The organism is Methylibium rhizosphaerae, from assembly GCF_006386545.1.
In the GTDB taxonomy this organism is placed as follows: domain Bacteria; phylum Pseudomonadota; class Gammaproteobacteria; order Burkholderiales; family Burkholderiaceae_C; genus Pseudorivibacter; species Pseudorivibacter rhizosphaerae.
Genome location: NZ_SWAR01000008.1, coordinates 107,533 through 127,843, shown reverse-complemented (window position 1 = coordinate 127,843; position 20,311 = coordinate 107,533). Strand labels below are relative to the sequence as shown.

The following is a 20,311-nucleotide window of genomic DNA, read 5'->3' as shown; positions in this document are numbered from 1 at the left end:
ATCTGGTCAAGTGCAGCGAGGGCCCGAACACCGCGGATCCGGCTCCGCCGGGCGGCTGGTGCTGACCCCTCGATGGGCGGCCGAAGGCCGTGGGAGTGGTCCATGTCAGCAGGGCATCTCGGCACCCTTGCGGCTGTAGTACCACCAGGTCATCACGATGCAGGTGACGTAAAAGCCGACGAACACGTACAGCGCGGCTTCCGGGCCGCCGGTCATCGAGATCGAGGTGCCGTAGCTCTTGGGAATGAAGAAGCCGCCGTAGGCGCCGACCGCGGAGCTGAAGCCCAACACGGCAGCCGCTTCCTTGTTCGCGTCCTTCACCGCCTGATCCTGTTCAGCCCGGCCCTTGCCGGCGGCACGCTGCCGCTCCGTCAGGAAGATGATCGGGATCATGCGGAAGGTCGAGCCGTTGCCGATGCCCGAGGTGGCGAAGAGGAACAGGAAGGCGATGAGGAAGCCGTTGAAGTTGCCGCCCTGCCCCCCGTGCGGCATGAACTGCAGCACCGCCAGCACGCCGGCCACCATGGCGATGAAGTTCCAGAAGGTCACGCGGGCGCCGCCGAGCTTGTCGGACAGCCAGCCGCCCGCGGGCCGCACCAGCGCCCCCACCAGCGGCCCCAGCCATGCGTACTGCAGTGCGTTGACGCCGGGGAACTGGCTCTTGATGAGCAGCGGGAAGCCGGCCGAGTAGCCGATGAAGCTGCCGAAGGTGCCGAGGTAGAGCCAGCACATCAGCCAGTTGTGCTTGCGCTTGAAGATCACCGCCTGGTCGGCGAACGAGGCCTTGGCCTCGGCCAGGTCGTTCATGCCGAACCACGCGGCCACCGCGCTGGCCAGGATGAACGGCACCCACACGTAGCCGGCGTTCTGCAGCCACATGAGGCTATGCTGGCCGGCCTTGTTGATGGCCTGCGGCTCGCCACCCAGTTCGCCGAACACGCCGGCGGTGATGACCAGCGGCACCACGAACTGCACGATCGACACGCCCAGGTTGCCCAGGCCGGCGTTGAGGCCCAGCGCCGTGCCCTTCTTTTCCTTCGGGAAGAAGAAGCTGATGTTGCTCATGCTGGAGGCGAAGTTGCCGCCGCCGAAGCCGCACAGCAGCGCCAGCAGCACGAACACCTCGTACGGCGTGCCGGGGTTCTGCACCGCCAGGCCGATCCCACCCGCAGGCAGCAGCAGCGACGCGGTGGAGATGGCTGTCCAGCGCCGGCCGCCGAAGATCGGCACCGCGAACGAGTAGAAGATGCGCAACGTGGCGCCGCACAGCGCCGGCAGAGAGGCCAGCCAGAACAGCTGGTTGGTGGAGAACTTGAAGCCCACCGCGGGCAGGTTCACGACAACCACCGACCACACCATCCACACCGCGAATGCAAGCGTGAGCGCGGGAATCGAAAGCCAGAGGTTGCGCTGCGCGATGGACGCGCCCTTGTTGCGCCAGAAACCCTGGTCTTCCGGGTTCCAGTGCGAGATGACTGCTGAAGAAGCCATGTCGTGCTCCTCGATGCGACGTGTTGAGAGGGAGATCAGGCCCGTGCCGCGTTGGCGGCAGCACCGGGGTTGGCCGTGGCGGGCGGTGCGGGCGTGTGCTGCGGCAGCAGGTGCGGCGACTCGGGCGCGTTCCTGCCCATCACTTCGGTGCGCCGCACCTCGGTGAAGTACATCCAGATGAGCGAGACCCACACCACGCCGTACATCAGCATGAAGGCCGACGAGCGCACGCCGGTGAGGTCGAGCAGCGCACCGAACATGATGGGCAGCACGAAGCCGCCCAGGCCGCCGGCCAGGCCCACGATGCCGGAGATGGCGCCGATGTTCTGCGGGTACTCGTCGCTGATGTACTTGAAGACGCTGGCCTTGCCGAAGGCCCAGGCCACGCCCAGCACTGCCATCACCGCGGTGAAGGCATAGACGTTCAAGCCGAAGCTGAAGCTGCGCGGTCCGTTGACGGTGGCGACGGTGAACTCGGTCTGCGGGTAGCTCAGCAGGAACAGGCAGATCCAGCTCACCCACATGACCCACCAGGTCACGCTGTGGGCCCCGTGCCTGTCGGACAGCCAGCCGCCGATGGCGCGCAGCACGCCGCCGGGCAGCGAGAAGCAGGCGGCCAGCAGCGCCGCCACGCGGATGTCGAGCCCGTACTCGCCCACGTAGTACTGCACCATCCACAGCGACAGCGCCACGTAGCCGCCGAACACGATGCTGTAGTACTGGCAGTACTTCAGCACCCTCGGGTCCTTCAGCGCCTTGAGCTGGTCGGTGAAGCTGACATTGCCGGGCACCAGGTGCGCCGGGTCGTGCGCACTGAAGAACCAGAACAGCACCACGGTGCCGAGCATGACGGCCGCATACACCTGCGGCACCATGGCCCAGCCGAAGGCCACCACCAGCGCGGGAGCCACGAACTTGTTGACCGCGGCGCCCGAGTTGCCGGCGCCGTACACGCCCATCGCGAAGCCCTGCTTGTGCTTCGGGAACCAGCGCGCCACATAGGGCGTGCCCACCGAGAACGAGCCGCCGGCCAGGCCGACGAACAGGCCGATGACCAGGAAATGCCAGTACTGCGTGGCATGGCTCATGAGCCAGATGGCCGGCACGGTGGCGGCCATGAGCAGCGCCATCACGATGCGTCCGCCGAAGCGGTCGGTCCAGATGCCCAGCGGCACACGCACCAGCGAGCCGGTGAGCACCGGCGTGGCGGTGAGCAGGCCGAATTCGGTGGCGTTGAGGTTGAGCGCCTTCTTGATCGGGATGCCGATGACGCCGAACATCATCCACACCATGAAGCACACGGTGAAGGCCAGCGTGCTGACCACGAGAATTGAAACCGCCTGCCTGCGGCGCTGCGGTGAGCCGGCTTGTGCGGGGGCGGCTGCCATGGAAGCTCTCCTTGGTTTCTCCATGGCATGCACTATCGAATCGGGCGGCTCGCGGCGGCATCCTCCGGAAGGGCCGTGGGGCCGCGGCAGAAGAACGATGCGCCGCCGAGCGGCATCGTCCTGAAGAACTACGGCGCGGGCATCACGGGCCGCGCTTGCGCTGCGTCAACCGGCCTCAGCCGACGCTGGCGTAGCGCCCGGGCCGGTGGTTCCAGAGCAGCACCAGGTTCACCAGCGCGGAGCCTGCCACCGAGTAGGCCACCTGCAGCGGATCGGCCACGGCGAATGCGGCCGCGACGATCGCGAGGTCGGCGGCGAGCTGCACCGCGCCCGCACGCCAGCCGCGGCGCTGCTGCAGCAGCAGCGCCAGCACGCCGATGCCGCCCAGGCTCGCGCGATGGCGAAACAGCACGAGCAACCCCACGCCGATGAGCATGCCGCCCGCCACGGCAGCGAACAGCGGATGCACCGACTGCAGCTGCAGGGCCGCATTGACCACCTCGACGCCCGCTGACAGGCAGACCATGGCCAGCAGCGTCCGGAGCGTGAAGCGCGGCCCCATCGTCCGCCAGGCGAGCAGGCAGAACGGCAGGTTCACCAGCAACAGCGCCCAGCCGAGCGGCATGCCGGTGGCATAGCGCAGCAGGAAGGCGAGCCCGGGCACGCCGCCGGTGAGCAGGTGGGCCGAGCCCAGCAGGGACAGGCCGAGCGCGATGAGCACGATGGCGGTGGCGAAGGCCTGGGCGTCGTCGAGCAGGGTGTGCGGCGGGGTGCGGGTTCGTTCGTCCATGGCGCATGCAAGGCCAGGCAGTGTCGCCCGGCCGGCATGGCGCGCGTCTTGAGCCAGGGCAAACGCTGCCGCCTTCGCACGGCGCAATAGCGCGCGACTGCCCGAAAGAGCAAGAGGCGCCACCCCTGTTTCGTCGATTGCCTTGACGGCCGTCAAACGGCCCCGCCTTGCTGCGTGATGACATACCGCACGTGAACCGCGGGCGCCACCAGCGGCTTGCGTCTGCGGGGAGCAAACGCCCATGCCCATCTGCGCCAGACGCCCTGCCACGCTGCAGCTTCACCGGCCGCGGTGTGCACCGCCACTGAGCTTTCGCGAGGACCGCATGCGCAATCTCCTGTCGCCCTCCAGCGTGCACGGCTCGGCGCTGCGTACCGCTGCAGGCTATGCCGTGTTCGGGCTGCTGTGGATCCTGTTCTCCGACCGCCTCCTGCTCAGCCTCACCCGTGACGTCGCCGTGCTCTCCGCCGCGGGCGTCTACAAGGGTTTCGCCTTCGTGCTGGCCACCAGCGCACTGCTGTACCTGGTGGTCAGGCGCGCCGCCAGCCGCCAGTTGCCGGCGCCACTGCCGGCCGTTGACGATGCCGGGGCCCCGCATCCGCACATGCTGGCCTGGGTGCTGGCCTCGGTGGCGGCCGTCGTGCTGCTGGCCGGCATGGTGGGGGTGACCCGCTCCGCCCGCGAAGTGCACGCCCAGGCCGCGGCCAGGCTGCACACGGTGGCCGACCTGAAGGCCCGGGTCGTGTCGCAGTGGATCGAGGCTCGGCGCGACGACATGCAGCTGCTGCATCGCGACCGGGACCTGCAGCGCTACCTGGAGCAATGGCGGACCCAGGCCGACGAGGCAAGCCGCGAGCGCCTTGCCGGCCACCTGCGAGCCATCCTCTTCGCGGCCCAGTACACGAGCGTGCGGCTGCTCGACGCCAACGGCGACACGCTGCTGGTCGAAGGCGAGGCAGCCGCCGCCCTGGAACCCGCCGCCCAGCGGAGCGCGCAGCAGGCCCTGGCGAGCGGTGAAGTCCGGGACACCGGACTCTTCCTGTCGAGCGCGGATTCCACCCTGAGCTTCGAGATGGCCGTCCCCGTGGCTGCCGGCCGGGGCCAGCCGCCCCTGGTGCTTGTGCTGCGGGCCGATCCGCAGCGCGAGCTGCAGCCGCGCGTGCACACCTGGTCAGGCGCCGAAGCGGGCGCCGGCGTGCTGCTGCTGCGCCGAGACGGCAGCGACCTCGTGCTGTTCGGCGACGCCGCCCAGCCGACCCGCGTGCCGGCGGACGACGCTGCCCTGGCGGTGGCCCAGGTGTTCCGCCAGGGCGCCGCCGCGCCCGGCGTGGCGCTGCGGGGGCTGGGCGACAGCGGTGAGGGCGTCGAGTCGCTGGCGGTGCCGGTGCAGGTGCCCGGCAGCGACTGGTTCGTGGCCACCCACGTGCCCGCGAAACCGATCGACGCGCAGATCTGGCAGGACGCCGTCTGGATCGCCCTGGTGAACGGGCTGGCGCTGCTGGCCGCAGGCATCGTCGTCCACAGCGTGCTGCAGCGCCGCGAGCTGCGCAGCGCACGGCTGCAGCAGGCCCAGCAGGACGAGCGCCTGCGCGCCCTCAACCTGCTCGACGCGATCGCCAACGGCTCGAGCGACGCGATCTTCGCGAAGGACCTGCAAGGCCGCTACCTCTTCATCAACCGGGAAGCCTGCCGGCTCACCGGCCGATCGGCCGAAGAGATCCTCGGGCACGACGACTTCCTGCTGTTCCCGCCCGCGCAGGCGGCCGTCGTGAAGCAGCACGACCGCGCTGCCGCACAGGCCGGGCGCCCCATCACCCATGAGACCCTGCTGCAGACCACCGCCGGCGAACGGGTGCTGCTGGACACCAAGGGTCCGCTGCGCGAGGCCGACGGCCGCGTCATCGGCGTGTTCGGCATCAGCCGCGACATCACCGAGCGCAAACGTTCGGAGGAGCTGCACCGGCAGTGGTCGATGGCCTTCGAGCACACGCGCGACGGCATGCTGATCACCGACGCTCGCAAGCGCATCCGCAGCGTCAACCGCGCATTCGTCGACATCACCGGCTATACCCAGGAAGAGGTTCTTGGCCGCACGCCAACGCTGCTGCGGTCGGACCAGCACGATGCGGGCTTCTACCGGGCCATGTGGGCGTCGATCGCCCGGCAGGGCCACTGGCAGGGCGAGATCTGGAACCGCCGCAAGAACGGCGAGACCTACCCGCAGTGGCTCACCGTCAACCAGGTGAAGGACCCGCAGGGCCAGGCGACGCACTACGTGGCGGTGTTCACCGACATCTCTCAGCTCAAGCGCGGCGAGGCCGAGCTCGAACGCATGGCCCACTACGACCCGCTGACCAACCTGCCCAACCGCCGCCTGCTGCAGCAGAGCCTGGAGCATGCGCTGGCGCGTGCGCAGCGGCACGGCACGCGCTCGGCAGTGCTGTACATCGACCTGGACGGGTTCAAGACGGTCAACGACAGCCTGGGCCACCCTTCCGGAGACGAGCTGCTGGTGTGCGTGGCACAGCGGCTCAAGGCCCGCCTGCGCACCGAAGACACGCTGGGCCGCCTGGGCGGAGACGAGTTCCTCGTGGTGATCGAGTCGCTGCACGACGCGCCGGCCGCCGCCGCGCTGGCGCGCGACCTGCTGGCAGCCGTGGCCGAGCCGGTGTCGCTGTCCTGCGGCCGCGACGCCTACGTGACCGCGAGCATCGGCATCAGCGTGCATCCAGAGGACGGCAGCACCACCGCCGTGGAGATGCTGCGCGATGCCGACGCGGCCATGTACCGGGCCAAGGATGAAGGCCGCAACCGCTTCTGCTTCTATACCGGCGACCTCAACAGCGACGCCGTGGCCAAGCTCGAGCTCGAGGCGGCCCTGAGCCGTGCCATCGAGCGAGACGAACTGCTGCTGCACTACCAGCCCAAGGTGGACGCCTCCAGCGGCGCCATCTGCGGTGCCGAGGCGCTGCTGCGCTGGAACCGCAACAGCGCGGGGCTGGTGCCGCCCGGCCAGTTCATTCCGCTGGCCGAGCGCAGCAGCCTCATTCTGTCGATCGGCGACTGGGTGATCGACCAGGCGTGCCGGCAACTGCGGCAGTGGCTCGACCAGGGTCTGCCGGTGCTGCGCGTGGCCGTCAACGTGGCCGCCCGGCAGTTCGCCGCCGGCAACCTGGACCAGGTGATCGCAGACGCCCTGCGGCGCCATGGCGTGCCGGGACACTGCCTGGAGGTCGAACTCACCGAGGGCATGCTGATGGAGCGGCCCGAAGCCACCGCGGCCATGCTGCATCGCCTCAAGACATTGGGCCTGGTGCTGTCGCTCGACGACTTCGGCACCGGCTACTCCAGCCTGGGCTACCTGCGGCGCTTCCCGATCGACGTGCTGAAGATCGACCGGTCGTTCGTGCGCACGATCGACGACGTCCCGGACGGCTCGGCCATCGTCGACGCCGTGATCGCACTGGCGCACCGGCTGCACCTGCGGGTGGTGGCCGAGGGCGTGGAAACGGCGGCCCAGCACGACTACCTGGTGCGCCGCGGCTGCGACGAGCTGCAGGGTTATCGGTTCGGCCGGCCTGAAGACGCCGCCGCCCTGCAGGCGTTGCTGGCGCTGCAGGCGCCGGCCGAGGTCTAGGCTGCCTGCTCGCGGCGCTGCGTCGCAAACACTGCGGCCTGGACCCTGGAGTTCAGGTTGAGCTTGCGCAGGATGTGCTGCACATGGATCTTCACCGTGGTCTCGGCGATGTCCAGCCCGCGCGCGATCTCCTTGTTGCTGGCACCTCGGGCGATGCAGCGCAGGATCTCCTGCTCGCGCGGTGAAAGGACTGCCAGCGGATCGGCGGCGGCCGCCGGCTCGGCAGCGGCAGGCGACGGGCTGCCGCTCATTGCGCGGAACGCCGTCACCAGCTTGCCGGTCAGCTCGGGGCTCACCACCGACTCTCCGCGCACGGTGCGGCGTATGGCCTGGGCCAGCACCTCGCCGTCCACCGTCTTGAGCACATAGCCCTGCGCGCCGTTGCGCAGCGCGTCGGCGAGGTCCTGTTCGTCTTCGCTGACGGTGAGCATCAGCACGCGGGTTGCGGGGGCCGCCTGCCGAAGGTCCGGCAGTGCATCGACGCCGCGCGCACCGGGCAGGTGGTTGTCCAGCAGCACCAGGTCGGGCTGCAGCGCCTGCGCGCGCCGCAGCGCTTCGCCGGCGTCGGCCGCTTCGCCCACCACCTGCAGGTCGGCGTACTGGGCCAGCAGCGCGATGAGGCCGCGGCGGAACAGCGTGTGGTCGTCCACCACCAGCAGGCGGATCGGGGCTGGAGCGTTCATAGGGCCTCGGACCTTTCCTCGGAGTTCACGACAGCGGCCGGCGCCAGGCTCAGCACCACCGTCGTGCCGGCGCCGGGGCGGGACTGCACCGCCACCTGCGCGCCGATGCGCTGCGCACGCTCGCGCATGATGCTGAGCCCCACATGCATCTCGCTGCGGTCCTCGCCGGGATCGAAGCCGCAGCCGTCGTCGGCGATCTCGAAGCTCCAGTGCGGCGACTGCCTCACATGCAGCTGCACGCGGCTGGCCCCGGCATGCTTGCGCACGTTGGACAGCGCCTCCTGCACGATGTGCAGCACCTGGATCTGCAGGTCGGCCGGCAGCGCGATGCCGTGGCCTTCGCTGGTGAGCTGCGTGAGCACGCCCGACTGGTGCTCGAACTTCGACAAGGTGGTGCGCAGCGCCGCGGTGATGTCTTCCTCGCTGGCGCGGGTGCGGAAGTGCAGCAGCAGCTCCCGCACGTCGGCATAGCTTTCCCGCACACCGGCGTCGAGCTCCTGCACCGTTCTTTCCATGGCGGCCGCGTCATGGCGCCTCATGGATTCGCGCAGCAGTGCCACCTGCATCTTCAGGAAGGCCAGCGACTGCGCGATGGAGTCGTGCAGCTCCTGCGCCAGCAGGGTGCGCTCCTGCGCCACCGCGCCCTCCTTCTCGAGCGCCGCCGCGCGCAGGCTCTCGATGCCGCTGGCCAGGTGGCTGGCGAGCGTCTCATAGAGAGACCTCTCCTCGTCGGCCAGCGTCACCGGCCGGCGGAAGAACAGGTCCATCTCGCCGAGCATGCGGTGGTGCGTGCCCACCGGCACCGACAGCAGCGTGCGAAACCCCAGCCGCCCGCATTGCCCTTCGGCCGCCGCTCCTTCGACGTGCAGCGGGATGACGCGCAGCTTCGCGCCGTCTGCCGGCTGCCCGCAGTGGCAGTGGCCCGAGGGCAGGCATTGCTCGTCCTGCGCCAGCACCTCGGGCAGGCCGTCTGCCGCCAGCATGAGGTAGCGCTCGTTGGCCTCGTCGGACCAGCGCACCGCCACCGCGTCGGCCCGGGCGATGCGGCGCACCAGCCCCGCCACGCCCTGGGCCAGCGCCGGCAGCGTCTCGGCGCCCGCGATGAAGGCACTCACCTCGTACAAGGCAGCCAGACGCTGCCGCTTCACTTCCAGGCGTTCGGTCTTCTCGGCGACCTTGGCTTCGAGCTCGCCATACAGCGCCTGCAGGTGCCCTGCCATGCGATTGAAGCCATCGGCCAGCTGGCTGAATTCGTCGCCCGAGTCGAGCTCGATGCGGGCCGAGAAATCCTTGTCGCTCACCCGCTGCAGGCCCTGCTGCAGCCGCTGCAGCGGCTCGAAGACCACCAGGTGCGCGGTGTAGAGCAGCGCCACTGCGCTGCCGATGGCCAGCGCCACCATGGTGAGCTGGAAGGCGCGCAGCACGTCGGTCCAGCGCGACAGGTTGTGCTCGATGGCCCCGACGAAACCGTCGATCATCAGCACGAAGCCATCGAGCTCGGCCACCGTCGGCGGGTGGCCACCGAGCCACAGCGGGCGCAGCGCCTGCCAGCGCGACTGCACCGCCGAGAACGTCTCGCGGGTACGGTCGTTCCAGGGCACGAACAGCGGCCGCGACGGCTCGCCTGCGGCAAGGCGCTGCAGGCTCGCGTCGAGCACCTCGAAGGTGGCACGCACCTGCGCGGCCTCGCTGCCCTCCTGCTGCAGGGCCATGCGGTAGCTCAGCATGCGCATGCGCCCCGCCTCGTTGACCGCCGCGGCCCCCCCTTCGAGCTGCCACGACACCCACAGCGTCAGCGCGATGGACACCAGCGCCAGCGCGAGCAGGCAGAGTCCGATGGCAAACAGCTTCGATGCCACGGTGCGGCGGTGCGTGTTCATGAAACCACTCTACGGGCCGCCCCCCGCGGGCGGCTTGACACTCGTCAAGCCCGGATTCGAGCCGGCGGCTCAGCCGCCGATGTAGTGCATCGCGACGCGGCCGTCGCCGGCATCGCCCGGCGGCTGGCTGCCGCGCTGTTCCGAGTAGCGGTCGCTGCGTGCGCGCCAGGTGCCGCGGATCGCCGCGCCCAGCTGCGCGTCGCCGGCACCCGCCTCGCGCAGCAGCGCACGCAGGTCCAGCCCGTGCCGGCCGAACAGGCAGGTGACGAGGCGGCCGTCTGCCGACAGCCGCGCACGGTTGCAGTCGCCGCAGAAGGCCTGCGTCACGCTGCTGATGAAGCCGATCTCGCCTGCGCCGTCGGCATGGCGCCAGCGGCTGGCGGTTTCTCCCTTGCGGGCCGGCTCCATCGGCAGCAGCGCATGGCGGCGGGCGAGCCGCTGCAGCAGTTCGGCCGACGGCACCACCTGGTCCATGCGCCAGCCATGGCTGCCGCCCACATCCATGTACTCGATGAAGCGCGGCACCACCGGCGTGTGGCGGAAGTGCCGCACGATGGCCTCGACCTCATGGTCGTTCACGCCGCGCTGCACCACGGTGTTGACCTTCAGCGGCGAAAGGCCCGCGGCCAGTGCGGCGTCGATGCCGCGCAGCACCTCGGCCACCGGGAAGTCGGCGTCGTTCATGCGGCGGAACACGGCGTCGTCCAGTGCATCGAGGCTGACTGTCACCCGGTGGAGTCCCGCGGCCTTCAGCGCGGCCGCCTTGCGCGCCAGCAGCGAACCGTTGGTGGTGAGCGTCAGCTCCACCGGCTCGCCGGCGGGTGTGCGCAGCATGGCCAGCATGCCGACCAGCCGTTCGACGTCGCGCCGCAGCAGGGGCTCTCCGCCGGTGAGGCGGATCTTGCGCACGCCCTGGCTCACGAACACCGACGCGAGCCGCGTGATCTCGTCGAAGTCGAGCAGTTCGGAACGCGGCATGAACAGGCCCTGCCCGGCGAACAGCTCGCGCGGCATGCAGTAGCCGCAGCGGAAGTTGCAGCGGTCGGTCACCGAGATGCGCAGGTCGTGCAGCGGGCGGCCGAGGGTGTCGTGCACCGGCACGCTGCCGGCCGGTTCGTCATGCAGGAGCGCATGCGCAGCCATGCGGCGCATGCGCTCGTCGACCAGGGGAATGACGCGGGCTTTCATCTCGGGTGGCATCGTGTCGTGAACCGGCCCTCGAAGTCCTTGACGGTGGTCAAGACCGCCACCGAACGCGCTCAGCCCAGGATGGCCGCGGCGCAGAGGAAGTAGATCAGCAGGCTCAGCACGTCCTGGATGATGGTGGCCAGGGGGCCGCTGCCATAGGCCGGGTCCAGGCCGCGCCGCTGCAGCGCCCATGGCAGCAGCAGGCCCAGCAGCGAGGCGACCGTGCTGGCAGCCGCCAGCGCCGCGCCCACCGTGGCGGCCAGGCGTGCATCACCGAACACCCACCACACCATCGGAAACACCAGCAGCGCGAGCAGCAGGCCGATCAGCAGCCCGCTGCGAAGCTCGCCGCTCGCCAGCCGGGCCAGGCCCATGCGGCTGATGGACAGGCCGCGCACCGCCACCGCCTCCGTCTGGGTGCCGATCGCATCGGCCAGGTACACGAGGCCCGGCACGAAAAAGGCCAGCGCGGTGCGTTCGGCAATGGACGCCTCGAACCGCGACACCACCAGCGTGGCCAGCATGCTGCCTGCCAGCCCCACCAGCAGCCAGGGCAGGCGGTGGCGCACCCGCCGCAGCGGCGGCTCCTCGATCGCCTGCCGCGCCTTGCGCGTTTCGCGGGTGATGCCCGCCAGCCGGTGCAGGTCGGACACATGCTCGCGGCGCAGGATGTCCATCAGCGCAGCCGGGCCGGCCACGCCGAGCAGGCGCCCTTGTTCGTCGAGCACCGGCATCGCGGCCACGCCGTGGTGCAGCGCCATCGAGGCCATCTGCTCCGGCTCGGCCGAAGCGCGCACCGAGGGCGGCTGCCTGTCCATGCAGGCGCCCGCCCGGGCCGCATCGGGCAGCACCAGCAGGTCTCGAGCCGACAGCGTGCCGAGCAGGTGCCGGTCCTGGTCGACCACGCACACCAGCTCCCACACCCCGTTGCGGCCGAGCCGCCGCACCGAGTGGCGCACGGTCTCGACGGTGTCGTCCTCATGCGCCAGCAGGGCCCGCGGGCTCAGGTGTTCGGCGCAGGTCTCGCGGCCGGGTGCCTCGTGATCACGCCGAGGATCCGCAGGGCGCTTCATGCAGCACGCCCTGCGCGGCGCCGGCGCAGGGCCTTCTCGGCCTCGACCGCCACGAAGACCACCGAGGCCGCCGCCGCGCAGATCGCCAGTTCCGGCGCCGACAGCGCCTCGGTGCGAAACACCGCCTGCAGCGCGGGCAGGTAGACGACCGCCAGCTGCAACCCGAGCGTGAGCAGCACCGCCGCGGCGAGCGGCCGGTTGCTGCGCAGCCCGAGCGAGAACAGCGAGTCGGTCTCGGAGCGGATGGCCAGCACGTGCGCCATCTGCGCCAGCGTGAGCACCGAGAACACCATGGTCTGCCACGGCATGCCGGCCTGCAGCGCCCAGGCCTGCACGCCCAGGCACAGCGCCGCGATGAGCAGCCCGACCCACAGCGTGTGCTGCCACAGACCGCCGCCCAGCACGCTCTCTCCGGGGGCGCGCGGCGGGCGCTGCATCACGCCCCGCTCGGCCGGCTCGGCGGCCAGCGCGAGGCCGGGCAAACCGTCGGTCACCAGGTTGACCCACAGGATGTGCAGCGGCAGCAATGGGATGGGCAGCCCCAGCAGCGGCGCGAGGAACAGCGTCCAGATCTCGCCGGAGTTGCCGGTCATCGCATAGCGCACGAACTTGCGGATGTTGTCGAAGATGCGCCGGCCTTCGCGCACCGCCGCCACGATGCTCGCGAAGTTGTCGTCCAGCAGCACCAGGCTGGCCGCCTGCCGCGCCACGTCGGTGCCGCCGCGGCCCATGGCCACGCCGATGTCGGCCGCCTTCAAGGCCGGCGCGTCGTTCACGCCGTCGCCGGTCATCGCCACGAACTGGCCGTGCGACTGCAGCGCCTGCACGATGCGGATCTTCTGCGCGGGGTCCACCCGCGCATACACCCGCACGTCGCGCACCGCTCGCGCGAGGCTCGCGTCGTCGAGCCGGGCGAGCTGGGCGCCGGTGAGGACCGCGTGTTCCCCGGCGCCACCCTCGCCTTCGGCCGGTGCGATGCCGAGCTGCCGGGCAATGGCGAGCGCGGTGGCCGGGTGGTCGCCGGTGATCATGACCGGCACGATGCCGGCGCTGCGGCAGGCCGTCACCGCCTCCAGTGCTTCAGGGCGCGGCGGGTCGGCCAGGCTCACCAGCCCGAGCAGCACGAGGCCCTGCTCCAGCGCAGGCGCCTGCAGTGCCGCCGGGTCGTGCAGCCAGCGGCGCCGGGCGATGGCCAGCACCCGCATGCCGCGGGCCGCGAGGTCGGCCGCGGTGTCCAGCGCAGCCGCCACGTCGAGCGGCTGTTCGCCTTGTGCGGTGGCCACCGCGGTGCACAGCGGCAGCACGCTTTCGGGCGCCCCCTTGGTGACGACCAGCCAGTCGCCCGGCTGCCCATGCAGCGTGCTCATGCGCTTGCGCTGCGAGTCGAAGGGCCATTCATGCCGGCGCTGCAGGTCCCGCCGCAGCGCCGCGGCATCGACGCCGGCTGCCTGCGCAGCCTCGGCCAGCGCGGTTTCCGTCGGGTCGCCGCTCCAGCAGCCTTCGGCATTCAGGCTGGCGTCGTTGCACAGCAGCGCGGCCTGCCACACGGCGGACGGCTCAAGGCGGCCCCAGCGTTCCAGCGCCTGCACGCGCATGCGGTTGCAGGTGAGCGTGCCGGTCTTGTCGGAGCAGATCACGCTCACCGAGCCCAGCGTCTCGACCGAGGGCAACCGGCGCACCAGCGCGTTGACCTGGACCATGCGGCGGGCCCCGAGCGCCAGCAGCACCGTCACCACCGCCGGCAGCGCCTCGGGGATGGCCGCCACCGCCAGGCTGATGGCGGTGAGTGCCATCAGCAACAGCGGCTCGCCCCGCAGCAGCACGCCCACGCCGAACATCACCGCGCAGATCGCCAGCACGACCAGCGACAGCCGCTTGCCGAAGTCGGCGAGCCGGCGCTGCAGCGGCGTGCTGCGCTCCTCGGTGTCGCGCAGCAGCCCGGCCACGCGGCCCAGCTCGGTGTGCACGCCGGTGGCCACCACCAGGCCTTCGGCCCGCCCATGGGTGACCAGCGTGCCCTTGAAGGCCATGTTGAGGCGGTCGCCCAATGCGTGTTCGCCGTGCGGCAGCGCTTCGCTGTGTTTTTCGACGGTGGCCGATTCACCGGTGAGCGCCGATTCGTCGACACGCAGTTGCGCCACCTCGTGCAGCCGCAGGTCCGCCGGCACCAGGTTGCCGGCCTCCAGCAGCACCACGTCACCGGGCACCAGCTGGGCGGTCTCGATGCATTGCGACAGGCCGCCGCGGCGCACGGTGGCCTGCGGCGTGGCCAACCGCTGCAGGGCTTCGAGGGCGCGCTCGGCCCGCCATTCCTGGGTGAGTCCGATGGCGGCATTGAGCAGCACGATCACGACGATGGCCGCGGTGTCGGCCGCATCGCCCACGAATCCGGACAGCACGGCCGCCGCCAGCAGCACCAGCACCATGAAGTCGCGGAACTGGTCGAGGACGCGGCGCAGCAGGCCGCGCGGCGGCGGCTCGGGCAACCGGTTCTCGCCGTGCACGGCACGCCGCTGCGCTGCTTCGGGCGGCGCCAGGCCGTTGCGCGGGTCGACCTCGAGTCTTTCGGCCACGAGGTCGGCGCTGTGCAGGTGCGCACCGTCGACCTGCCGGTGGCCGGCGCCGCCGGCAGGCGGCGCCTCGGCATGTGGCTGCCTCAAGGCTTGGGCATCATCTTGCATTCGCCTTGCATGGCCATCATGCCGCCGGCGCCTTGCGCCGGGGCCTGCCCATGATCTTGCGGCGCACTGGCGCCTGCCGCGGCATGCATCGGCATGCGCTCGTGACCGGCCTTCATGTCCTTCATGTGGCTGGCGCACTCGCTGCCCGCGGCGCCGTCCTTCGCCGCCTGCATGCCCGAGTGGCGGGGCGGCCCCGGCTGCGCGCAGCCGGCCAGTGCAGAGGCGAACACGATGCAGCAGACGAGGGTCTTCATGGCAGCTCCTAGCGAGTGATTCGGGTGGTGCACGCACTCTGCGCCGAAGCACGACGCGCGACCTTGACGCGCCTCAATGCCGCAGTTCGAGCTGCAGCAGCACCACATCCTCGACCGGGTGCCGCCGCGACTCGAAGCCGAGGCCGCGGGCCAGCGCCACCATCGCATCGTTGGCCGGCAGGCACTGGCCCACCAGCCGCCGCACGCCGCGCTCGCGCAGGTAGCGCAGCAGCTTGGACAGCAGCAGGCGGCCGATGCCCTGCCCCTGCCAGCCATGGCGCACCTGGATCGAGAACTCGGCCTGCTCGCCGTCGGGGTCGCACACCGAGCGCACCTCGCCCAGCAGCCCGGCCTCGCCGTGCGCCGGGGCCACCGCGACGAAGGTCATGTCGCGGTCGTAGTCGATCTGGCTGTAGCGGGCCAGCTCCGAACGCGGCACCTCCCGGCGGGCCAGGAAGAACCGCAGCCGCATCTCCTCGGGCGTGGCGCTCGCATACAGCGAGCGCAGCAGCGGCTCGTCTTCCGGGCGGATGGGGCGCAGCAGCACCGCCTCGCCGCCGAGCTGCACCGGCTCCTCGAGCTGCGCCGGGTACGGACGGATCGCCAGCGGCACCGCACCCTGCGCAGGCTGCAGCTTCACCCGGGCATCGAGCGCGAGCACGCCGTGTTCGTCGGCCAGCAGCGGATTGATGTCGAGCTCGGCGAGCTGCGGCAGGTCGCAGGCCATCTGCGACACCTTGACCATGGCCTCGTGCACGGCTCGCAGGTCGGCCGGGCTGCGGTCACGGTAGCCCGCCAGCAACCGGGCCACGCGGGTGCGGCCCACCAGGTCGGCTGCAAGGTTCGTGTTCAGCGGCGGCAAGGCGATCGCGCGGTCGGCCACCACTTCGACCGCCGTGCCGCCCTGCCCGAACAGCACCACCGGGCCGAACACCGCATCGCTGGCCAGGCCCACGATCAGCTCGTGCGCACGCGGGCGGCGCACCATGGCCTGGACGGTGAAGCCGGCGACGTGGGCGTCGGGCCTCAGCCTGGCCACGCGGGCCAGCATGGCGTCGGCTGCCTGTTGCAGCTCGGCGGCGGAGCCCAGGTCGAGCGCCACGCCGCCCACGTCGGACTTGTGCGAGATCTGCGGCGACAGGATCTTGAGCACCACCGGGTAGCCGATCTCCGCCGCCGCGGCCAGTGCGGCTTCGGTGCCGGGCACGCTGCGGGTGGCGACCACCGGCACGCCATAGGCGGCCAGCAAGGCCTTCGCCTCGGTTTCGTTCAGCTCGTCGCGGCCGTCGGCCAGGGCGGCCTCCAGCAACGCGCGGGCTGCTGCCACGTCGGGGGCGGCGCCATCGCCGCCCGCGGTGGGCGCCTGCAGCAGGGCTTCCTGGTTGCGCCGGTACTGCACCAGATGCAGGAAGGCCTGCGCGGCCCGCTCCGGGGTTTCGTAGGTGGGCACGCCGGCTTCGGCGCAGGCGGCGCGGGCCGGCGCCACCGCCGTGCCGCCGAGCCAGCAGGTCAGCACCGGCTTGGCGGCCGCGCGCATGAGGGGCAGGCAGGCGTCTGCGATCTCGGGGCTGGGCACTACAGCAGTGGGCGCGTGCATGAAGAGCACCGCATCGGCCTCCGGCGCTTCGAGCAACGCCTGCAGTGCCGCGGTGTAGCGCTCCACGGGGGCATCGCCAATGATGTCCACCGGGTTCGCATGCGACCAGGTGGCCGGCAGCGCAGCGTCGAGCCGCTGCAGCGTGGCGGCCGCCAGCGGCGCGAGCGCGCCCCCGGCCACCGACAGCGCGTCGGCGGCCAGCACGCCGGCCCCGCCGCCGTTGGTGACGATGGCCAGCCGCTCGCCGTGCAGCGGCTGTGCGTGTGCCAGCGTCTCGGCCGCATCGAACAGGTCTTCCAGGGTGAGCACGCGCAGCATGCCGGCGCGGCGCACCGCCGCATCGAACACCGCATCGGAGCCGGCCAGCGCGCCGGTGTGCGAGGCCGCCGCACGCGCGCCCTCGGGCGCGCGGCCGGCCTTCACCACCAGCACCGGCTTGTTGCGGGCGGCGGCCCGCGCGGCCGACATGAACTTGCGCGCGTGTTTCACCGACTCGACGTACATGAGGATGGCGCGCGTGCCCGCGTCGCTGCCCAGGTAGTCGAGCACGTCGCCGAAGTCGACGTCGGCGCTGTCGCCCAGCGAGATGAAGTGCGAGAAGCCGATGCCGCGCGCGTCGCTCCAGTCGAGCATGGCGGTGGCCAGCGCGCCTGATTGCGACACGAAGGCCAGCCGCCCGGGCCGCGCTGCCAGGTGCGCGAAGCTGGCATTGAGCCCCACGCCGGGCACCAGCAGCCCCACGCAATTGGGGCCGAGGATGCGCAGCAGGTGGGGCCGTGCCGCATCGAGCATGGCCTGCTCGAGTGTCGGCCCGCCGGGTCGTTGCGCGGCCTTGAGGCCGGCGGTCAGCACCACCGCGGCACGCGTGCCCTTGCGCCCCAGCTCGGCGACCAGGCCAGGCACCGTGGGCGCCGGCGTGCAGATGATCGCGAGGTCGGGCGCCTGCGGTAGCTGGCCGACGCCGGCCCAGGCCCGCAGGCGGGCCACGGTGTCGCGCTTCGGGTTCACCGGCCAGACAGGGCCGGCGAAGCCGCCTTGCAGCAGGTTGCGCATGACCAGCGCGCCGATGCTGCCGGCCCGGTCGGAAGCACCGATCACCGCCACCGAGGCGGGCCGGAACAAGGCTTCGAGGTTGCGGACACTCAATGCGGGCTCCCTGGCCATGCGAGTTGTCGATAGCCGCCTTCGCGGTACACGGTCATCACCGTGCCGGGCACGCTGCGCCACGCAAGCAGCAGCCGCACCAGCTCGGCGCTGTCGCCCACCGGCAGGCGGTTCATGCCGACCACGATGTCGCCCGCCTTCAGGCCCAGGCGTTCGGCCAGGCTGCCAGGCGACACCGCCTTCACGAGCGCGCCGCTGCTGTAGTGCCGGCCGGCGGCCAGCGCCAGCTGCGGCGGCACATCTTCGAACGCCGCGCCCAGCCGTGGCCGCTGGCGGCCGCCGCCGCTGCGCAGCTCGGCGGCCAGCTGCAGGACGATCTCGATGGGGATGGCAAGCGCCACGCCCGGTGCGCCGATGCCGCCCACCACGATGCGCGAATTCATGCCGACGATGGCGCCGGAGGTGTCGAGCAGCGGCCCGCCGGAGTTGCCCGGGTTGAGCGCCAGGTCGGCCTGGATGAACAGCACATCGCTGTCTTCGATGAAATGTCGGCGCGCACCGCCCACGATGCCGGCGACCACGGTGCGCTCCAGCCCGTAGGGCTCCCCCAGCGCCAGCACCCAGTCGCCCGGGCTCAGCGACAGCGAGCTGCCGAAGCGCGGCACGATGGGCTCGGCCAGCGGCACCTTCAGCAGCGCGATGTCGGCGTCTTCATCCACCCCCACCAGCTGCGCGGCCAGCACGCGCTGGTCGGCCAGCTTGACCACGATGGACTGCACGCTGGTGACCACGTGCGCCGCGGTGACCAGGTAGCCCTGCGCGTCGACGAAGAATCCCGAGCCGATGGACGCCGGGTCGCCTGTTCCGGGGTCGGGTTGGAGCTGTTCGGGCGCCATGCCGATGGCCGGCCGCGACACCGGGTCGGCATCGGCCAGGTTGAGCTTCTTGCCGACGCCGTAGACGCCCACCGCGGCATGAACGCCGCGGTTGACCGCCTCGGCGAAGTCGGCCGGACCGGGCGCTGCCAACGAGACGACAGCCGATGGCTGCGGGGCCGGCTGCCACGTGGCGCAGGCGGCCGGCATGCTGGCGAAGGCTGCTGCCAGCCACGCCCGCGAGGCGAGCGGCCACAGGCTCACGACCACGCCCCGCTGCCCAGGTCGATGCGGTCGCGGAACATCGGCACCCGCGCCGACCAGCCGAGCTCGCGCTCGATGCGCTGGCGCAGCGCGTCGGCGGCGCCCGCCTCGCCATGCGTGACGAACACGCCGCGCGGCGCCTGCGGCGCGGTGCGCAGCCAGTCCATGATCTCGCTCGCATCGGCATGTGCAGAGGCGCCTTCGAGCTGCACCACCTCGGCCCGCACCGGCACGTCGATGCCGTGGATGCGTACGCTGGGCGCGCCGGCGGCCAGCGTGGCCCCTCGTGTGCCGGGCACCTGGTAGCCGGCCAGCACGATGGCATTGCGGTGGTCGGACGCGAAGGCCTTGAGGTGGTGCAGCACCCGCCCGCCGGTGGCCATGCCGCTGGCCGAGACGATGACCATCGGCCCGCGCCGCGCGCTCAGCCGCTTCGAGTCTTCGACCGTGCGCACGAAGGTCGCGCCGCCGCACATGGCATGGCATTCCTCGTCACTGAGCCGGTGTTCGCGCCGGAAGTGCTTGTAGAGCCCGGTCACGTCGATGGCCATCGGGCTGTCCAGATACACCGGCAGGTGCGGGATCGCCTCGCGCTGGCGCAGCCTCGCGATGTGGTGCAGCAGCGCCTGCGCGCGCGCCACGGCGAAGGCCGGGATCACCACCACGCCCCCATGTGCGGCCACGCGGCGGATCACCGCGCCGAGTGCGTCCTCCAGGTTTTCGGCCAGGTGTTCGCGGTCGCCGTAGGTGGATTCGGTGACGAGCCAGTCGCAGGCCTGCAGAGGCTGCGGCGGCCGCATGATGGGGTCGTGCGGCCGGCCGATGTCGCCGCTGAAGGTGATGCTGGTGCCTGCCAGCTCGAAGCGCGCGCTGGCGGCGCCCAGGATGTGCCCCTGAGGAGCGAGCCGCACCTGCATGCCGGGGGCCGGCTCGAAGCCCTGGCCGAACGGCACCGTCTCGAAACGCTCCAGACTGGCGAGGGCGTCCGCCCGGGTATAGAGCGGCTCGGCAGGCTTGTGCTTGGAGAAGCCATGCCGGTTGGCGAAGGCCGCATCTTCTTCCTGCAGGTGGCCGGAATCGGGCAGCAGCACCTCGCACAGCGCGCGCGTGGCCGGCGTGCACCACACCCGGCCCTTGAAGCCGTCGCGCACCAGCCGCGGCAGGTAGCCGCTGTGGTCGAGGTGCGCATGGGTGAGGACCACCGCGTCGATGTGGCGCGCGCCCACGGGCAGCGGTTCCCAGTTGCGCATGCGCAGCGTCTTGTAGCCCTGGAACAGGCCGCAGTCCACCAGCACCCGGTGGCCCGCCGCCTCGAGCAGGTAGCGCGAACCGGTCACGGTGCCGGCGGCGCCGAGGAAGGTGAGCTGCGCCGAAGTGTCAGGTGGGGTGTTCATGCGAGGTCCTTG

General features: G+C 71.3%; 13 protein-coding genes. 1 reads left to right on the top strand and 12 read right to left on the bottom strand.

The window, feature by feature from the left end; all coding sequences use genetic code 11:
- Window positions 1-105: 105 nt before the first annotated feature.
- The 3 genes from E8D38_RS08680 to E8D38_RS08670 all read right to left on the bottom strand — a co-directional run bounded on the left by E8D38_RS08680 (window position 106) and on the right by E8D38_RS08670 (window position 3,669).
- Window positions 106-1,491: a NarK family nitrate/nitrite MFS transporter gene (locus tag E8D38_RS08680; RefSeq protein ID WP_140627946.1), complete on the bottom strand. Its 1,386-nt coding sequence runs from the start codon at window positions 1,489-1,491 to the stop codon at window positions 106-108.
- A 35-nt stretch (window positions 1,492-1,526) separates the two neighbouring features.
- Window positions 1,527-2,879, bottom strand: coding sequence for an MFS transporter (locus tag E8D38_RS08675; protein ID WP_140627942.1), 1,353 nt, complete (start codon window positions 2,877-2,879; stop codon window positions 1,527-1,529).
- Between the two features lie 175 nt (window positions 2,880-3,054).
- Window positions 3,055-3,669, bottom strand: coding sequence for a YitT family protein (locus E8D38_RS08670; protein WP_140627939.1), 615 nt, complete (start codon window positions 3,667-3,669; stop codon window positions 3,055-3,057).
- Between the two features lie 325 nt (window positions 3,670-3,994).
- Here E8D38_RS08670 and E8D38_RS08665 point away from each other — a divergent pair, with 325 nt between their 5' ends.
- Window positions 3,995-7,306, top strand: a complete 3,312-nt coding sequence (locus tag E8D38_RS08665; RefSeq protein WP_181178999.1) for a bifunctional diguanylate cyclase/phosphodiesterase — start codon at window positions 3,995-3,997, stop codon at window positions 7,304-7,306.
- On the opposite strand, the gene E8D38_RS08660 is transcribed toward E8D38_RS08665, so the two are convergent.
- The 9 genes from E8D38_RS08660 to E8D38_RS08620 all read right to left on the bottom strand — a co-directional run bounded on the left by E8D38_RS08660 (window position 7,303) and on the right by E8D38_RS08620 (window position 20,299).
- Window positions 7,303-7,989: a response regulator gene (locus E8D38_RS08660; protein WP_140627933.1), complete on the bottom strand. Its 687-nt coding sequence runs from the start codon at window positions 7,987-7,989 to the stop codon at window positions 7,303-7,305. The two genes, E8D38_RS08665 and E8D38_RS08660, sit on opposite strands and share 4 nt — an antisense overlap.
- Window positions 7,986-9,869 (bottom strand): type IV pili methyl-accepting chemotaxis transducer N-terminal domain-containing protein, encoded by a 1,884-nt coding sequence (locus E8D38_RS08655; RefSeq protein ID WP_140627930.1) that lies wholly within the window; start codon window positions 9,867-9,869, stop codon window positions 7,986-7,988. The genes E8D38_RS08660 and E8D38_RS08655 overlap by 4 nt, the downstream gene beginning before the upstream one ends.
- A 69-nt stretch (window positions 9,870-9,938) precedes the next feature.
- Window positions 9,939-11,057 (bottom strand): GTP 3',8-cyclase MoaA, encoded by a 1,119-nt coding sequence (gene moaA, locus E8D38_RS08650; protein ID WP_140627927.1) that lies wholly within the window; start codon window positions 11,055-11,057, stop codon window positions 9,939-9,941.
- 71 nt (window positions 11,058-11,128) lie between these two features.
- Window positions 11,129-12,130, bottom strand: a complete 1,002-nt coding sequence (locus E8D38_RS08645; RefSeq protein WP_140627924.1) for a magnesium transporter — start codon at window positions 12,128-12,130, stop codon at window positions 11,129-11,131.
- Window positions 12,127-14,790 carry a cation-translocating P-type ATPase gene (locus E8D38_RS08640; RefSeq protein WP_246099408.1) on the bottom strand — a complete coding sequence of 888 codons (2,664 nt, stop codon included), beginning with the start codon at window positions 14,788-14,790 and terminating at the stop codon, window positions 12,127-12,129. Before E8D38_RS08640 ends, E8D38_RS08645 begins: the two co-directional genes overlap by 4 nt.
- Window positions 14,787-15,065, bottom strand: coding sequence for a hypothetical protein (locus E8D38_RS08635; RefSeq protein WP_140627919.1), 279 nt, complete (start codon window positions 15,063-15,065; stop codon window positions 14,787-14,789). Before E8D38_RS08635 ends, E8D38_RS08640 begins: the two co-directional genes overlap by 4 nt.
- Window positions 15,066-15,138: 73 nt before the next feature.
- Window positions 15,139-17,808, bottom strand: a complete 2,670-nt coding sequence (locus E8D38_RS08630) for a bifunctional acetate--CoA ligase family protein/GNAT family N-acetyltransferase (protein ID WP_140627916.1) — start codon at window positions 17,806-17,808, stop codon at window positions 15,139-15,141.
- On the bottom strand, window positions 17,805-18,911 hold the full coding sequence (locus E8D38_RS08625; protein ID WP_219851690.1) for a S1C family serine protease: 1,107 nt from the start codon (window positions 18,909-18,911) through the stop codon (window positions 17,805-17,807). The genes E8D38_RS08630 and E8D38_RS08625 overlap by 4 nt, the downstream gene beginning before the upstream one ends.
- The gene (locus E8D38_RS08620; RefSeq protein ID WP_140627910.1) at window positions 18,902-20,299 is read right to left on the bottom strand and encodes an MBL fold metallo-hydrolase RNA specificity domain-containing protein; all 1,398 of its coding nucleotides are present in this window, start codon (window positions 20,297-20,299) and stop codon (window positions 18,902-18,904) included. The genes E8D38_RS08625 and E8D38_RS08620 overlap by 10 nt, the downstream gene beginning before the upstream one ends.
- Between the last annotated feature and the right edge of the window lie 12 nt (window positions 20,300-20,311).

What these genes read in the sequence shown, in the direction of transcription:
- E8D38_RS08680 (WP_140627946.1), bottom strand. Translation starts at nt 1,491, where the DNA reads ATGGCTTCTTCAGCAGTCATCTCGCACTGGAACCCGGAAGACCAGGGT.
- E8D38_RS08675 (WP_140627942.1), bottom strand. Translation starts at nt 2,879, where the DNA reads ATGGCAGCCGCCCCCGCACAAGCCGGCTCACCGCAGCGCCGCAGGCAG.
- E8D38_RS08670 (WP_140627939.1), bottom strand. Translation starts at nt 3,669, where the DNA reads ATGGACGAACGAACCCGCACCCCGCCGCACACCCTGCTCGACGACGCC.
- E8D38_RS08665 (WP_181178999.1), top strand. Translation starts at nt 3,995, where the DNA reads ATGCGCAATCTCCTGTCGCCCTCCAGCGTGCACGGCTCGGCGCTGCGT.
- E8D38_RS08660 (WP_140627933.1), bottom strand. Translation starts at nt 7,989, where the DNA reads ATGAACGCTCCAGCCCCGATCCGCCTGCTGGTGGTGGACGACCACACG.
- E8D38_RS08655 (WP_140627930.1), bottom strand. Translation starts at nt 9,869, where the DNA reads ATGAACACGCACCGCCGCACCGTGGCATCGAAGCTGTTTGCCATCGGA.
- moaA (WP_140627927.1), bottom strand. Translation starts at nt 11,057, where the DNA reads ATGAAAGCCCGCGTCATTCCCCTGGTCGACGAGCGCATGCGCCGCATG.
- E8D38_RS08645 (WP_140627924.1), bottom strand. Translation starts at nt 12,130, where the DNA reads ATGAAGCGCCCTGCGGATCCTCGGCGTGATCACGAGGCACCCGGCCGC.
- E8D38_RS08635 (WP_140627919.1), bottom strand. Translation starts at nt 15,065, where the DNA reads ATGAAGACCCTCGTCTGCTGCATCGTGTTCGCCTCTGCACTGGCCGGC.
- E8D38_RS08620 (WP_140627910.1), bottom strand. Translation starts at nt 20,299, where the DNA reads ATGAACACCCCACCTGACACTTCGGCGCAGCTCACCTTCCTCGGCGCC.